Consider the following 15535-nt stretch of genomic DNA (forward strand, 5'->3'; position numbering starts at 1 on the left):
GCCGGCCTCGTCCGGCGATGCGTCATATGGGAGCCAGGCACGGCTCACGACGGAACCGTGGTCATTACCGTCGACGACGACGGACCCGGCATCCCGCTCGTTGATCGTGAACGGGTGTTTCAGCGGTTCACCAGGCTCGAGCAGTCGCGCAGCCGAAAGAGTGGCGGCGTCGGCCTAGGGCTGGCGGTCGTCGACCAGGTCGTCCGACGCCACAACGGATCCGTCACGGTGTCCGACAGCCCATTGGGAGGCGCCCGATTCGACGTCACGCTTCCGGCTGCGTAACCGCAGGAGCGCCGGGCAGACCTCGCCACGCGCGCTACGGTTGCGTGCCGGAGCACACTGGTGTGCTATGAACGAGACACTCGAACCTGTACTCGTCACCGGGGCAACTGGCATGCTCGGCCGGGCCGTCGTAGCACGCCTCGTCGCCGCCGATGTTCCCGTCCGGGCGCTTTCCCGTCGGGCGCAGCCGTCAAGCGAGAATGTCACCTGGGTCACTGGTGACATCACTACCGGTGCTGGGATACGTGAGGCTATCGACGGCGCAAAAAACATCATCCATCTGGCGTCGGCGCCCTATCGTCGTGGCTACACCAAGGATGTGGAGATCGACGGCACCCGGCGCCTCTTGCACGAGGCACGCACCGCTGGTATTCAGCACATCATCTATACCTCGATCATCGGCTGCGACCAGATCCCGTGGGGCTACTTCCGGACCAAGGTGGCTGCGGAGAACATCGTCCGCGAAAGTCCCGTGCCCTTCACCATCGCGCGCCTGGGACAGTTCTACGAGTTCGTCGATCAGGCGTTCAGTACGCTCGCCCGGATCGGGGTGATGGTCAGTGACCGTCGCGTCGTCGCACAACCCGTCGATACCGGCGACGTCGCTCAGCGGCTGCTTACCGCACTCCGCGATGGGCCGAACGACAACTCGGTCGAATTCGCCGGTCCCGAGGTGCTGGACCTGCGCACAGCGGCGCAGCAATGGCTGACGTCGACGGGAAAACGGCGGCCGAACATGCCGGTCCGCATTCCGGGCAAGCTCGGGAAGGCCTTCAGAGCCGGACATCTCACGACCAGGTCCGAACCGCGGGGCTCCCGCACATGGAGCGACTACCTGAAGGCCAAATACCAGCCCAGCCCCACGATGTAGCGCACGGGGCAGCACTTGATCATGTGCGGGCTACACCCCCTATGCAGGGAAAAACTCGCACATGATCAAGGAAGCAGAGGGGTGGCGTGTTGAGGGGCGCCAAGGCACGTGCACCAACCGGCCCCCGTTCGGGCCGCCTCCTAAAGCTGAACGCCCCGGGTGAGCGCACCGTCGATCACCAGGTTGGTGCCGGTGACGAAACTGGCCCGGTCCGACGCCAGGAAGACCACCCCGTTGGCGATCTCCTCCGGCGCCGCCATCCGGCCCGTCGGGTTCAGCCCCATCGCCGTACCGAAGAGGTCGGGATTACCCTGCTCGATCGACTGCCACACCCCACCGTCGAAGTACGTGTTGCCCGGACTGACGGTGTTGGCCCGGATCCCTTCGGCCGCCAGGTTGTGCGCCAGCCCTTGGGTGTAGTGCACAATCGCGGCCTTCATGGTTCCGTACGGACCCGAGGCAAAGTCGATCTCGCGTCCCGACACGCTGGAGATCGTTACGATCGCGGGCCCATTGCCCTGCCGCAGGTGCGGCAATGCCGCGTCGACGAGCCGCACCGTCCCCATGAGGTCGACCTCGAACGAGGTCTGCCAGTTCTCCGGAACGTCCGGGATCGCCAGCGCGCTGACATTGGCGACCACGATGTCCACGCCGCCTAGTGCCGCCGCCGATTCCTCGACCCAGGCAGCGATCGCGGGTGCGTTGCCGACGTCGACGGCCGTTCCAATCACCGCCCCCTGGCTGGACAGTTCGTCGGTGGTACGGGCGACCGCATCGGCGGTGCGGGCACAGAACGCGACCTTGGCGCCTTCGGCGAGCAGCCCGGCGACGATGGCCCGGCCGATCCCGCGAGTACCTCCAGTGACCAGTGCGCGGCGGCCTGACAGGTTGAGATCCATGATGTCTCCGTAACGACGCTGGGGCGAACGGTTCAGTAGTTGATCGAGCCGAGCGATCCGGCCGCGTCCCGGAGCCGGCGGTGCATCCCCTCGTAGGCGGCGGCCGGCGGCAACAGCGCTTTATCGACCTTGGTGACCGCGCTGAAGTTGGTGTCTACGACGTTGGCGATCGGCACCTGCCCGATCTGGCTCAGCAACTGGTAGGCGTCCAGCGCGTCCAGCCCGTACAGCTCTTGCAGCCATCCGACCATGTCGACCTGGCTGGCCCGCCAGGCGTCCTCGAGGGGACGCCCCGATCCGACGACGCACAACGCCTCGTCACTCTCCAATCGGGGCCACGCCGGGCCGTCGTCCTTGATTAGATCGACGATGACGGTGACGTTCATCGCCCCCTCGACCGCGGTGCCGCAGGACTCGCCCTCACCCTGCCGGTAGTGCCCGTCTCCCAACGAGAACAGCGCACCTTCGACGTTCACCCGCAGGAAACAGGTGGTGCCGGCCCGCATCTCCGGTGTGTCCATGTTGCCGCCGAACATCTCCGGCACCAGGGACGTGCGGACCTCTCGTTGGGCGGGCGCGACCCCAACCGTGCCGAGCATCGGGTTGGCGGGGAGGTCCAGGTGGAAGTCGCTGCCCCGGGCGGCGTAGCGCACCGTCTTCGCCAGTGGGTCGTACTCATACACCCAGGTCCGTTCCTCAAGGGCCGCCTGCAGGGTGGGCGCCTGGGGCGTACTGGTGAGGCCGCCGAAGTAGGGGATGACGGCGGAAGCACCCCAGGTGCGGGCCGGTGTGAGGTCGACGATGTGGATGGCCAGCGTGTCCCCGGGCTCGGCGCCGTTGACGTGAAACGGACCGGTCTGGGGATTCAGCTCGGTCGCCACCAGGCTCGACGACGCGTGGTCGTCGGTGGAGGTGATCCGGCCGCAGTACGCGTCCTGACACCACAGCTTGAGCGCGGTACCCGGATCGATCCGCAGCACCGGTTCGACACCACCGAAGGTGAACGCGTACTGGTCCGGTCGCGGGCTGAATTCCACGGTATCCACGGTGCGTCTCCTCGCAGCTGCGCCTGGTCCGGACGGCGGCTCACTTAGCCCGGCCACCGTCACAGATTGTGTCACAATCTCTTGGCGGGAGGGAACGGAGTCGCGCCATGACCAGTGCCCCGGACAGCGTGGCCGCCAAGCTGCGGACCGAACTGCTCGACGGTGTGATCCCCCACGGCTCGCGCCTGCACGAGGAGCAGTTGTGCGAGCGGTTCGGCGTGGGGCGGCACACCGTCCGCAGCGCACTGCAGCAGCTCGCCGCGGCCGGACTGATCGTCCATGAGCGCAATCGCGGTGCACGGGTCCGCGAACTAACCAGCGACTGGGTCGACGAGATGTTCACCTACCGGCTCGTCATCGAGCTCGGCAGCTTGCGGGTTGCCTTGACGCGTGGCGTCGACCTCACCCCCGTCGTACAGGCCGTCGACGCGCTGGCGGCGGAGCCGCCGGACGCGAACTGGGGGCGGCTGATGGAGGTGCACAGCCGGATCCACGACGAGATTGTCGCGGCGGCCGGGAACCCACGGCTGCTCCGGGCACACCGGGCTTGCGCCGACGAGCTTCGGCTGATGCTGACCGCCGTCGCGCCGCTGATCTCCCGCGATCAGCTGATCGCCTTGCACCGAGACCTCGCCGACGGGCTCCGCACCGGCGGCGAGGCGGCGCTGCGCGCGCTGACCGCCGACATCGAACACGCTGGCCGGGCCGCACTCCTGGAAGTGCTACGGCAACGCTGAACCGTGGCCGGCGCGGCAATGCCCAACTTGCTGGCCTTATCGTGCGGATGACACTGGATACTCGGGCCCTATCCGCACGATAAAGCCAGCAAGAGGTCGCGCGACCTCCCCATCACGGTGATCGGCGCCGCACCGGTCACGCGGCGCCACGGTGCTGGATCGGCCGCCCCGCGAGGCGCCATTCGAGCATGCCGTCTTGGAGGCGCCGAGCCCGTCGCCCTTGAGCACGGAGCAACTCAACGGCGTCATAAGCGAGGACACAATAGGCACCACGGCAGTACGCCACGATCTCCTGACCGTCGGGTAGATCCTGCAGCCGTTGAGCAAGCTCGTCCACGGGGATGGAGACGGCACCAGGGATGTGGGCGAAGTTGTATTCCTCTCGTGGCCGGACATCGAGGACAACCACGTCGCCGTTCGACGCCCGCGCGAGGAGTTCATCGTGCGTGAGCTCTTCGTCGTTGACGGTGCACAGCACGCGCAGGTGGTTCCGGCCCGTACGGGCGGGGTGGAAAAGCCGAGACGTCAAGCGCCGCACCGACGATATCGGCCGGTCGAGACACGTCCCGGTAGGTCTGACCATCGAAGGTGGCGGTGCCAGCGTCGGCGGTAACCAGCGCGAGCAGGATGCGCAGAGTCGTCGTCTGCCGGCGCCGTTCGGTCCGAGGAACCCGGTCACCTCTCCTGGCCCGGCGGTGAAGCTCAGATCGTCGACGGCCGTGACCCGACCGTAGCGCTCGACCAGTCCAGCTACTGCGATTCCCGTAGGTTCGTGGTTCATCCCTGTCCGCCTCCGACCGGGTGGACCACATGCTCCGGACCGCGATACCAGCCACGTGGGGTGAGGTGGGCAATACCTGTGGGCCCTCGGGGAAGTGGAATCGGTCGACGTGATCGAGGTCGAACCCGCCGCCCTCGATGGTGGCGAGGGTGTCTCGATGGGTGTGGCAACCGCCCGCCAGCCGTGGCCACACAGTGACGTCAAGCATGCGCTGGACGCGACGCATGCGGCTCGACGGCGCTCGGACGTGCTCGATGAAACGAAGCTCCCCTCCCGGACGGACCACCCGGTGCAGCTCGGCCACGACCGCGGCCGGATCGGTCACCACGCCGCTCAGGCCGACCAAGAGTTGGCGGCGCCGCCCGGCCATCCCCGACCGCTCCATCGCAGGGCACACCCATCCGTAGCACCGCGAGAACAACCGATGCCGTGGGCCACCCTGGTGTGCGGCGTCAGGGGTTCGTGGAGTCATGACGAGTCCTTTAGCCTTCCGCATAAGTGAACCACGTATATAGTGAAGCCTATGCACGATTAAGCCGCTGCCTCAAATAGGAACCCCAGATGACGACCAACCATGACGGAACCCTAGAGAGGCTGTTCGAGTTCGCCACGCTCCTAACCGACCTGTTAGACCGGGGACTGGAACAGCAAGGGCTAAGCCGCCCGCGAGCCGAGGTGCTGTGGCGCATCCACCACCACGGACCCACCACCCAACGCCAGCTCGCCGACAGCCTCCAGTGCACACCCCGCAACGTCACCGGACTCGTCGATGCCCTTGACGCGCTCGGGCTGGTCGAGCGCCAGCGCCACCCCAGCGACCGCCGCGCAGTCCTGGTAGCGCTCACCCCCACCGGCCGGCGCACCGTCGACAATTTGCTCGCCGCCTACCGGTCACGAGCCTCCGAACTCCTCGATGGCATTAGCGGCCCACAACTCACGTCATTCCTCGCCACCCTCGCCCAGGTCGCGGACCGGCTGCGCCCTGACTCCCGGCCCCCACCTGTCGACGGAAGCCCAAGGCTAGCGAGGTAGCTCCACCCGCGGCTGTCACACTGAAGTTGGGTTCCCTCGGCTGGGAAAGGGGCAGGAGAATGGCTGCTAGCGGTGGGTGGGACGGCCGTTTCGGCGTCATCCAACCTGGCTGGCATCTCTACCTCGGCGCGGTCGGGCCGGCCAACGAACATGCCCACCACGCCATCCAAGTCGTGCTCTCGGACACCCCGATGGTGCTGCAAGACAGCGGGGGATACCAACGCCGGTGTACCGCCGCTGTTATCCCTGCGAATGCCCCGCACACGATCGTTAAGGGCGCTGCCGAGGCCGTGATGCTGTACCTCGAACCGGAAGGCACTGCGGGGCGCACGGTATCGGGCCGATGGTGTAGCGACCCAGGATCTATCGACACCTGGACCAGCGCAGCCAACGGGTTGACCAACATCCGCCCCGGGCAGGACAAGGCGTGGGCCAGAACGCCGGAGTCGCTTGCGGTGAACATATTGGGCGTGCTGGGCGTCGCCGACACCCACTTACGCGGCGACACGGTACATCCCGCTGTGGGCCGCGCGCTTCGATCCCTGCCGGATATGCTCGACGGACCGGTGCGGCTAGCCGACGTCGGCGCCGAGGTCGGTCTGTCTGCGAGTCGGCTGCGGCATCTGTTCGCCGGCCAGGTCGGTCTGCCCTTCCGGCGTTACGTGCTCTGGTTGCGGCTGCAACGCGCCGCCGACGAGGTGCTGGGCGGCGCGTCCTTGACCGAGGCCGCACACGCGGCAGGGTTCGCCGACTCTTCACACCTCACCAAGGTCACTCACCGGACCTTCGGCCTGCCACCCTCCACACTGGTGAAGGCCGTGACCCCGTTGGTCCCGGACTGAGCAACAGGTCAGCCCCTTCGTACAAGTGAACAAAGATCCTCGCGCTCCACACTGGCTCTCGTCGGCCTGCCACCCGGAGGTAGATGCACGCCACTGACGAGGAGAACAACCGATGGGAGTCGAGGACGCGAAGCGGACACCGGTCGCGGCGCACCACCCGGCCGAGACACGCAGACGCTCGCTGCTGGAACGCCTCGGCTTGGGCATCTTCGGCAAACGCGTGTTCGTACTGATCGGTGTGGCGATCGCGATCGGCCTGGCGTTGCCGTACGGCTCCGACGTCACCGAGCGGTTGTCCGAAGGTGGACTCACCGCTGCCAATGCCGAGTCGACACGAGCCGACGACATCCTCGACGAGGAGTTCCAAGGCGGAACGCCGGATGTGGTCTTCCTGGTCAAGACACCAGGCACGGTGAGCGAGCCAGCCGCGGTGGCCTTCGGCACCGACCTCACCCGAGACCTAGCCGCCGAGGACGGCGTGGTTCAAGCCCAGTCGTTCTGGACCCTGAACCAAGCGCAACCGCTACGCGGCGAGGACGACCGTTCAGCCTTGATCCTCGTGAGCCTCGCCGGCAGCGAGAACGACGTCAGCAAGACCACCGACCGGATCGTGCCGAAGTACGTTGGGAATGACGGCGAGTTCACCGTCGAGGCCACGGGAGTGGCTCAGGTGCGCTCCGAGGTAAACAAGCAGAGCGACAAGGACCTCATCCGGGCCGAGCTGATCGCCGCCCCGCTGGCGTTACTGGTCCTGCTGCTCGTGTTTCGTGGGGTCATCGCCGCGCTCGCTCCCCTGGCGGTGGGCGGCCTCGCCGTCGTCGGCTCGCTGGTACTGCTCAGGGTATTCAACGAGATGGTCCCGGTGTCGGTGTTCGCGGTGAACATCACCATCGCGCTGGGGCTCGGTCTGGCCATCGACTACAGCTTGTTCATCGTGACCCGGTTCCGCGAAGAACTCGCTTCCGGGGCAGAGGTTCGCGAAGCGGTGGGCACAACTGTTCGCACCGCGGGCCGCACGATTGTCTTCTCCGCGGTGACCGTCGCCATCTCGATGTCCGCGTTGCTCCTGTTCCCTCTGGACTTCCTCCGATCGTTCGCCTACGCGGGAATCGCGGTAGTTGCGCTGGCGACTTTCGGGGCCGTGATCGCACTACCCGCGCTACTGTCCGTCCTCGGACATCGCATCAACTCCCTGAGCCTGCAACGCCTGTTCCGCCGGACAGGCAGGCGGGAACCGCAGGCGGCGGACGGTTTAGGGGCCGCTCCGCGCGGCCTCATACAGTCCGGCTTCTGGCATCGGTGGTCGCTGATCGTGATGAAGCGCCCGTGGCCGTTCTTCCTGGTGGTCACCGCGGTCCTGCTCGTAGCCGGCACACCATTCCTCGGTGTGAAGTTCGGCGAGAGCGACGACCGGGTCCTCCCACCGGACGCACCGGCGCACGTCGCCGCGCAGTACATCCGAGACCACTACGTAAGCCAAGAGGACTCCCCCATCACCGTTGTCCTCCCCGGCGTTCCCGCCTCGGATCAGGCGGCCGTCGGCGACTACGCCGCCACGCTGTCCGAGTTGAACGGTGTGACTCGGGTCGACGCCTCCACTGGCTCCTATGTCGACGGTCAGCAGGCGGCGCCCCCCGACGTGAGCTCGCGACGCTTCGCCGCTCCGGTTGGAACCTGGGTGTCGATCATCTCCGAGCCGATGGCCTACTCCCCGGAAGGTGGGGAGTTGGTCGCCCAGGTGCGTGATCTGCCGTCACCGTCGCCGGACACGCTGGTTGGTGGGCAGGCAGCGCAACTGGTCGACGCCAGGGGTGACATCGGCGAGATGCTGCCATGGGTCCTGCTGTTCATCGCGATCGCCACGTTCATCCTGTTGTTCCTGTTTACCGGCAGTCTGCTCATCCCGCTCCTGGCGATCTTCATGAATATGTTGAGCCTCACGGCCACCTTCGGCGCGATCGTGTTCATCTTCCAGGACGGCAACCTCCAATGGCTCGTCGGCGACTTCACCCTCACGGACAACATCAACATCCGGATGCCCATCCTGATGTTCTGCGTCGCGTTCGGCGTATCAATGGACTACCAGGTGTTTATGCTGTCCCGGATCAAAGAACACTATGAACGAGCCGGCGACAACATCGCAGCGGTCGCCTGGGGCCTGGAACGGGTCGGTCGACTGGTCACCGCGGCCGCGATGATCGTGGCCATCGTGCTGTTCGCCTTCGCCACCTCCGGTCTCACACCTATCAAGCTCCTCGGCGTGGGATTGGCCATCGCAGTGATCGTCGACGCCACACTCGTCCGCGGAGCGTTGATGCCAGCGCTCATGCGCCTGTGCGGCCGCGCCAACTGGTGGCTACCCCACTGGCTACGCGCATTCCACAACAAGGTCGGCCTCACAGAGGCGCCATCGCACACCCACGCTGTCCGGCCTGGCGCCCCGAGCTGACCACTCCCAGCACCACATTGGGCTCATCGGATTTCAGCGGGGTTGCTGGTGCGCTGAACGCTCGTTGGACACCGGCATCTGGGCCAATCGAGCGAGGACTCACCGCACCAAGCCGAGAACAGAGGCACACTGCCGCCAGGAGACACTGAGAGTGCCCCCGTGGTCACGACTCCGATGGCGGCTGACGGCCTTTGTCCGGGATGTCCAGCCTGTCGCGCACGGCGGCCCGGGCCCGGTATAGGCGTGACTTCATCGCCGCCACGCTGAGTCCGAGGCTGTTGGCGACATGCTTGCCGGAATGGCCGTAGACGTCTCGCATGATAAGCACCCGGCGTTGATCATCCGGCAGTTCGGCGATCGCGGATGCGACCCGCTCGACTTCCAGCCGTTGGATCACCTCATCCTCGAGCGTGGCGTCGTGCGGCGTGTCCTGTACCGAATCGATCGGCTCCTGCCTGCGACGCCGAGCTGTGACGATGAGGCGCAGGCACTCGTTGCGAACGATCTGGAATATCCATGATGCCAGCGCCGCCGAAGCACGTAAGGTCCCGATCTTGCGATAAAGGATGATCAGTGCTTCCTGGGTGGCGTCCTCAGCATCCTGCTCGCTGAGGCAGACGGTGCGGGCGAACCGATGTACGTGCGGATGCGAGGCGGTCAGCAAGGCGCGGATCGCGGCGACGTCACCCTCCTGCGCCGCCACCACGATGTCACCGACGGGCCAACCCGCCTCGTCCGACCTCACGACCGGCACGCTATTTGTCTTCCAGCTCGCCCGCGACCACTGTGATCGCGTCCATCACGGCCCGGTGGGAGTAGCCACCGGACGGGAGCGTCGCGATGTTGCGGTAGCGGACCACGCCTGTGCGGTCGACGAGGACAGTGCCCGATTCCTGCATCGAGCCGAAGACCTTGCGCGCTAGCCCAATCGCCGCGTGGGGCGTACCCTCGGTAGCCATCGCCACGGCGAATGGCAGCTGCGTCCGGGCGGCCCATCGAGTCGCCGTGTCGGGATCGTCGGGCACGGCCACGACGATGGTGGTCCCATGGGCAGCGTAGTCGGCGGCATTCACCGCGAGGCGTTTGACGTGCCGGTTACACATCGGGCATCCGGTGTGGCGCATGAAGTAGATGAGCACGTGACTCTTGCCGCGGAAGTCGTGCAGGCGGATAGCCGCACCGCTGGTGTCGGTCAGCTGCAGATCAGGCGCAAATCGGCCTACCTTGATCATATTTTCTCCTTTCGACTAGCGACACCCGAGATCAGTGAGTCGCCTGAAGAGAAGAGACGCACACCCGGGAAAAGGATTCGTCTGCGACCAAGATGGGGTCCGCGGCGACGTCGAGAGCACACATGTCACTTCGACCTCCGGTCCGTGAACTTGCTCAGGTGGATGCGCTGGCGCCGTCTATAGCGTGGGTGCACTACGAATGTCGATCGGTTGCCACAGGCGATCGATTGGCATGACGTGGAGACGGTCTTCATACGTGAAAGACCGGCGGCCGGTGGTGAACACCACACCGGCACCGAAGCGTGGGCCGAGCGCGTCACGAAGTTGTTTTAGGCCGGTGAAGTCGGCTCCCGTAGCCCGTTCGTTCGCCTTGACCTCGAACGCGACTACCACGCCGTCGTCGAACTCGACAACGACGTCAACCTCGGCTCCATCGCTAGTACGCCAGTGGCCAACAGTGACCGGCTCATCGAGCCAGGAGACCTGCTTACGGATCTCACCGACGACGAAGGTCTCCAGCAGATTACCGAAGTCCGCCAACGCGGAAGGGGTGGGGGCGGAGAGCTTTGCCGGCGCGAGCCGAAGCAAACGAGCAGCGAGTCCGGAGTCGACTACGTGGATTTTCGGCCGAGCGCTCACCCGGGACCGCAGCGTCTTTCCCCACGACGGAAGCCGCACGACGAGAAACAGGTCTTCCAGCAGTCGCAGATGCGCCTCCGCTGTCTTGCGTTCAACACCGACCGAGTCGGCCGCTTTCGTGATGTTAAGCAATTGGCCGGTCTGAGCCGCGCTATACCTGAGCAGATCTGTCAACGACTGTCGCTGCCTGAGCCGGACGAGCTCAGCAGCATCACGCTCGACCGATTGACGCAGGTAGTCATCGAACCACCTCGCGCGCGTAGTCTCCGAACGATGTACCGCAAGTGGAAGTCCGCCCGCACATGCTCTTGACACATAGTCCACCCGCGTCGTGCCGGAGGCCGGGTGCTGCGCGACAGCTGCTTCCGGGAAGTCCCGCAATCCCTGCAACAGGTTCTCCTCGTCACCGGCCAGTTCACCTTGCGACAGCGGCCAGATCGTCATCGTGTGAAGTCGGCCGGTCAGTGCCTGCGCGGTCTGCGGCAATGCGTCCTGGCGCGTCGAGCCGGTGATGACCGCGACTCCGGGACGGCTTCCCTCTCGGTTCAGACGCGTCTTTATCGCGTCCAGCACATCCGTCGCACGCTGATACTCATCCACGCACAAAGGGGTCTGGCCAGTGACAAACCAGGCCGGATTGCCGATTGCCGCCTCTCTGGTCTCGATGTCGTCCAGATCGATGACCTCAACCCCATGCGAGTCAGCGAAGGCTCGCAGAACAGTAGACTTGCCCACCGATCGCGGCCCATGCAAGGCGATGACGGGCTCATCGGCCACCCGATCCACGAGCGCGGCACTAACCCTCCGCTTAACAAGCCCCCGAGCTGGCGCCATATCCTGAAACTACCAGACGTGAGCCTCTCTAACACCCAGAAGTGAGCGACCTAATTACCCAAATGTGAGCACCCAAACTGTTAGAATGTGACGCTCTCCGCAGATCACCCCAGAACCTGGCGACCGAATCTAACATCCAACTCGGTGACCGAGGCGTTCGTCATGCAGCGATACCTACACCCCGACCTGCTGGAACGGACCGGGATCGGGTCGTTCGACGCGTGGGCGGCCACGTTCGGCCAGACCGTCACGCAGATGGAGATGGCCCCTAATCGGGGACGGCTGGCAACCAAGCACTCACCAACGGCATCGAGAGATCAGCGAAGACGAAGGGCGACGATCCGACTCGCCGAGCCGTTCGCCGCCCTCACACCTGAACCGGAATCAACCGATGTCAGGTGTTCTAGTACGTCCTCAATTGTGGAGCTGAGGGGATTCGAACCCCTGGCCTCCTCCATGCCATGGAGGCGCGCTACCAACTGCGCCACAGCCCCGTGCAAACGCTCAGCTAGCTTAACCGACACCGGCCCGGATCTCATAATCGGCCTCCGACCAATGCGATCAGGCCGTTGACCAGCTGGTTCAGCCTTCCTCGATGCCGACCGGCGTCGGTAGTGTCCCGGCGTTGTGCTCCACCAGAATCCAGCCGTCTTCACCTTCACGCAGCATCGACCAGGAGCAGTTCGACAACCCGCCGATGTTGGTGAACAGCTTCAACGGCATGCCGATCAGCGCGGCGATCCCCAGGCGGGCAGCACCACCGTGCGAGGTGAGCACGGCCAGTCCGTCCTCGGGCAGCCGGGCCGCGACGTCGGTGACGGCCGCCACCATGCGGTCGGCTACCTCTTGCCGGGTCTCGCCGCCCCCCACGCGCAGGTGTGGGTCACCGGATCGCCAGGCCCGGTATTCGTCCGGCCAGTGCTCGGCGATCTCCGCCGCGGTGCATCCCTGCCACTCGCCCGCATACGTCTCACGCAGCCGGACGTCGAGTTCGACGTCCGTGCCGACGAGCGCGGCCAGCATAGCCGTGGTGTCTCGAGTGCGTTTGAGATCAGACGTGACGAGCAGCTGCGGCTGTAGCGACGCGAGCCGGGCAGCCGCCTCCCGAGCTTGCTGGCGACCGGTTTCGTCCAGGTCGACGTCGGTCTGCCCCTGGAACCGGCCGGCGGCGTTCCATTCGGTCCGACCGTGCCGCCACAGGACGACGCGCCGGCTCACTCTCCGGCTCCGCCGCCACGACCGATCTTGACACTCTCGGGGAGAGGAAGCGTCGGACAGTCTTTCCACAGCCGCTCCAGCGCGTAATACACACGCTCCTCCGCATGCTGCACGTGGACGACGATGTCGATGTAGTCGATGAGGACCCAACGGCCTTCCCGTTCGCCCTCGCGGCGGACGGGTTTGGCGTCGAACTGGCGCAGCCGCTCCTCGATGGCGTCCACGATGGCCCGGACCTGGCGGTCGTTGGCGGCCGAACAGACGACGAACACGTCGGTGATGACCAATTGGTCGGAGACGTCGAAGGCGACGATGTCGTCGGCCAGCTTGTCGGCCGCCGCTTCGGCGGCCGCGATAGCGAGGTGTCGAGCGCGATCGGTAGCGGGCAAATCTGAACCTTTCGGGTTGGCCTCGGCGGAAAGGGGGCCTGGGTGAATCCTAGTCTTCTCGGTACAGTCGGCGCTTGTTGATGTACTGGACGATGCCATCGGGCACCAGATACCAGATGGGTTCCCCCTCGGCCACGCGTTGCCGACACTCGCTAGAGGAGATGGCCAGCGCAGGCACCTCCACCAGCGTCACCTTGCCTTCGGGCAAGCCAGCGTCGGACAGTATGTGACCCGGGCGAGTACAACCCACGAAATGCGCCAGGTCGAATAGTTCGTCGGCGTTGCGCCAGGTGAGGATCTGCTCCAAGGCGTCGGCGCCGGTGATGAAGTACAGCTCGCATTCCGCGCCGTACTCGTCGCGTAGATCGCGCAGCGTGTCCACGGTGTAGGTCCTGCCGCCGCGATCGATGTCCGCCCGGCTCACGGAGAACCGAGGGTTCGACGCGGTAGCGATCACCGTCATCAGATATCGGTCTTCCCCGGCGGTAACCTGCCGGTCTTCCTTCTGCCAGGGCTGACCGGTGGGCACGAAGACCACCTCGTCCAAGCCGAACCCGTGTTGGACCTCGCTGGCGGCCACGAGGTGGCCATGGTGGATCGGATCGAACGTGCCACCCATGATGCCGAGCCGTCGCGGCGAACTCACCGGCACCGACCCTGGCTAGCGGTATCGTGCTGCGGCTCGGCCAGACGCCGGCACACGCGCGGTGGGTTCATCGGACGGGGTTCTCCGCGGGTCAGGAGTGTGGGCGGCCTTTGCCGAAGGCGAGTGTGATAGCCAACAGGGCAATCAGAATGATGAACGCGCCAATACCCCAACCCTCGGCCGGGAATCCGCCGTCGCTCGACGCCTCGTCTGCTAGCAGTACAACCTTCTCCATGGCCGTCACCCTATCTCACCTGGTCGAAGGCGCCAGCACACGGGGCCGGACCCACGCCCCACCCGCGCCGGGTGTCTCGTCAGCCCTGGCCACGTCATCCGCGGGTGTGGCCGTCGCCGGTGACGACGTAGGTGGTGGTGGTCAGTTCACGTAGCCCCATCGGCCCCCGCGCATGCAGCTTCTGCGTGGAGATGCCGATCTCGGCGCCGAAGCCGAACTGCTCCCCGTCGGTGAACCGAGTGGAAGCGTTCACCATCACCGCCGCGGAGTCGGTTGTGGTGGTGAAGCGGTGCGCCGCGGTGAGGTCGTTGGTGACGATCGCCTCGGTATGCCCGCTACCCCACCGTCGAATATGGGCGACGGCGTCGTCGAGCGAGTCGACGACCCCGACGGCGAGATCGAGCGACAGGTACTCCGCGGCCCAGTCGTCATCCGTTGCCGCGGCTACCGTCGCGTCGTGGGATCGGACCCGGTGGTCGCCGTGGACGGTGACACTGGCCTCCCGGAGCGCGGCGAGGACCCGGGGCAGGAAGGTGTCGGCGACGTCCGTGTGAACCAGCAGTGTTTCGGCAGCGTTGCATACGCTGGGCCGCTGCGTCTTGGCGTTGAGGACGATGTCGAGGGCGTTGTCCAGATCGGCCGCCGCGTCGACGTAGACATGGCAGTTGCCCACGCCAGTCTCGATGACCGGCACCGTCGACTCCTCCACGACGCTGCGGATCAGCCCGGCGCCCCCGCGCGGGATCAGCACGTCGACCAGGCCGCGCGCCCGCATCAGGTGTTTGGCCGGCTCGTAACCGTCACCGGGCACGAGTTGTACGGCGTCGACCGGGACGTCGGAGACCGCCGCCCCGCCCCGCAGGACCTCGACGATGGCGGCGTTGGACGATGCGGCACTGGACGAGCCGCGCAGCAGGACGGCGTTACCGCTCTTCAACGCCAACCCGGCGGCGTCGGCGGTGACGTTGGGGCGGGCTTCATAGATGATGCCGACCACACCCATCGGCACCCGGCGCTGGCTGACCCGCAACCCGTTCGGCAAGGTGTAACCGCGCTCGATCTCACCTACGGGGTCACCCAGGGCGGCGACCTGGCGCAACCCGTCGGCCATGGCTTCGACCCGGCCTTGATCGAGGCGCAGGCGGTCGATGATGGCGACGCTGGTGCCGTTCTCCTTGGCGCGGGCGACGTCGTCGGCGTTGGCGGCAACGATCCGTTCCGCATGGGACAGCAACGCCTCGGCCATAGCCTCGAGTGCGGAGTCTTTCTGCGCGCGGGTGAGGACCGCCAAGTCGGCAGCGGCCGCGCGGGCGCGTCGGGCCGCGTCGAACACGGGGGCGGCGAGTTCGTCGGTCATACGTCGAAGTCTACGAGCACTCGCACCCCGGCCCCAGCGGGCC

At 66.0% G+C, this 15535-nt stretch carries 17 protein-coding genes and 1 tRNA gene; 6 read left to right on the forward strand and 12 right to left on the reverse strand.

Annotation, left to right across the window (positions count from 1 at the left end; genetic code table 11):
* The first annotated feature begins 57 nt into the window (after nt 1-57).
* Nucleotides 58-285, forward strand: a complete 228-nt coding sequence (locus G8760_RS30110) for an ATP-binding protein (RefSeq protein WP_211198946.1) — start codon at nt 58-60, stop codon at nt 283-285.
* A gap of 67 nt (nt 286-352) precedes the next feature.
* Nucleotides 353-1156, forward strand: a complete 804-nt coding sequence (locus G8760_RS06075) for an SDR family oxidoreductase (protein ID WP_166348405.1) — start codon at nt 353-355, stop codon at nt 1154-1156.
* Between the two features lie 140 nt (nt 1157-1296).
* Here the strand turns inward: G8760_RS06075 and G8760_RS06080 are convergent, their stop codons facing one another.
* Nucleotides 1297-2055: an SDR family NAD(P)-dependent oxidoreductase gene (locus G8760_RS06080; RefSeq protein WP_166348407.1), complete on the reverse strand. Its 759-nt coding sequence runs from the start codon at nt 2053-2055 to the stop codon at nt 1297-1299.
* Nucleotides 2056-2087: 32 nt separating this feature from the next.
* On the reverse strand, nt 2088-3101 hold the full coding sequence (locus tag G8760_RS06085; RefSeq protein ID WP_166348409.1) for an acetamidase/formamidase family protein: 1014 nt from the start codon (nt 3099-3101) through the stop codon (nt 2088-2090).
* 107 nt (nt 3102-3208) lie between these two features.
* Between G8760_RS06085 and G8760_RS06090 the strand changes: the two genes are divergently transcribed.
* Nucleotides 3209-3838 carry a GntR family transcriptional regulator gene (locus tag G8760_RS06090; protein ID WP_166348411.1) on the forward strand — a complete coding sequence of 210 codons (630 nt, stop codon included), beginning with the start codon at nt 3209-3211 and terminating at the stop codon, nt 3836-3838.
* A gap of 136 nt (nt 3839-3974) precedes the next feature.
* Here G8760_RS06090 and G8760_RS06095 read toward each other — a convergent pair whose 3' ends face one another.
* Nucleotides 3975-4619, reverse strand: a complete 645-nt coding sequence (locus G8760_RS06095) for a rhodanese-like domain-containing protein (RefSeq protein WP_207782076.1) — start codon at nt 4617-4619, stop codon at nt 3975-3977.
* A 561-nt stretch (nt 4620-5180) separates the two neighbouring features.
* On the opposite strand from G8760_RS06095, the gene G8760_RS06100 reads away from it, so the two are divergent.
* The 3 genes from G8760_RS06100 to G8760_RS06110 all read left to right on the forward strand — a co-directional run bounded on the left by G8760_RS06100 (nt 5181) and on the right by G8760_RS06110 (nt 8942).
* Nucleotides 5181-5651: a MarR family winged helix-turn-helix transcriptional regulator gene (locus G8760_RS06100; RefSeq protein WP_166348413.1), complete on the forward strand. Its 471-nt coding sequence runs from the start codon at nt 5181-5183 to the stop codon at nt 5649-5651.
* Between the two features lie 59 nt (nt 5652-5710).
* A complete protein-coding gene (locus G8760_RS06105; protein WP_166348415.1) occupies nt 5711-6493 on the forward strand; it encodes a helix-turn-helix transcriptional regulator in 783 nt (260 codons plus the stop codon).
* A gap of 112 nt (nt 6494-6605) precedes the next feature.
* Nucleotides 6606-8942, forward strand: a complete 2337-nt coding sequence (locus G8760_RS06110) for an MMPL family transporter (RefSeq protein ID WP_166348417.1) — start codon at nt 6606-6608, stop codon at nt 8940-8942.
* Nucleotides 8943-9105: 163 nt separating this feature from the next.
* Here G8760_RS06110 and G8760_RS06115 read toward each other — a convergent pair whose 3' ends face one another.
* The 9 genes from G8760_RS06115 to G8760_RS06155 form a co-directional block, all read right to left on the reverse strand.
* On the reverse strand, nt 9106-9687 hold the full coding sequence (locus tag G8760_RS06115) for an RNA polymerase sigma factor (RefSeq protein WP_166348419.1): 582 nt from the start codon (nt 9685-9687) through the stop codon (nt 9106-9108).
* A gap of 10 nt (nt 9688-9697) precedes the next feature.
* The gene (locus tag G8760_RS06120; RefSeq protein WP_166348421.1) at nt 9698-10174 is read right to left on the reverse strand and encodes a peroxiredoxin family protein; all 477 of its coding nucleotides are present in this window, start codon (nt 10172-10174) and stop codon (nt 9698-9700) included.
* Nucleotides 10175-10351: 177 nt separating this feature from the next.
* Nucleotides 10352-11647 carry a DUF4143 domain-containing protein gene (locus tag G8760_RS06125; protein ID WP_166348423.1) on the reverse strand — a complete coding sequence of 432 codons (1296 nt, stop codon included), beginning with the start codon at nt 11645-11647 and terminating at the stop codon, nt 10352-10354.
* A gap of 421 nt (nt 11648-12068) precedes the next feature.
* Nucleotides 12069-12141: transfer RNA gene (locus G8760_RS06130), tRNA-Ala, on the reverse strand.
* An 88-nt stretch (nt 12142-12229) separates the two neighbouring features.
* Nucleotides 12230-12865: a histidine phosphatase family protein gene (locus tag G8760_RS06135; RefSeq protein ID WP_166348425.1), complete on the reverse strand. Its 636-nt coding sequence runs from the start codon at nt 12863-12865 to the stop codon at nt 12230-12232.
* Nucleotides 12862-13254, reverse strand: a complete 393-nt coding sequence (rsfS, locus tag G8760_RS06140; protein ID WP_166348427.1) for a ribosome silencing factor — start codon at nt 13252-13254, stop codon at nt 12862-12864. The genes G8760_RS06135 and rsfS overlap by 4 nt, the downstream gene beginning before the upstream one ends.
* Before the next feature lie 49 nt (nt 13255-13303).
* Nucleotides 13304-13900, reverse strand: coding sequence for a nicotinate-nucleotide adenylyltransferase (gene nadD / locus G8760_RS06145; protein WP_246222453.1), 597 nt, complete (start codon nt 13898-13900; stop codon nt 13304-13306).
* A 91-nt stretch (nt 13901-13991) separates the two neighbouring features.
* Nucleotides 13992-14135, reverse strand: a complete 144-nt coding sequence (locus G8760_RS06150; RefSeq protein WP_166348430.1) for a hypothetical protein — start codon at nt 14133-14135, stop codon at nt 13992-13994.
* Between the two features lie 94 nt (nt 14136-14229).
* The gene (locus G8760_RS06155; protein WP_166348433.1) at nt 14230-15492 is read right to left on the reverse strand and encodes a glutamate-5-semialdehyde dehydrogenase; all 1263 of its coding nucleotides are present in this window, start codon (nt 15490-15492) and stop codon (nt 14230-14232) included.
* Between the last annotated feature and the right edge of the window lie 43 nt (nt 15493-15535).

This window comes from Phytoactinopolyspora limicola (assembly GCF_011320225.1).
Lineage (GTDB): Bacteria > Actinomycetota > Actinomycetes > Jiangellales > Jiangellaceae > Phytoactinopolyspora > Phytoactinopolyspora limicola.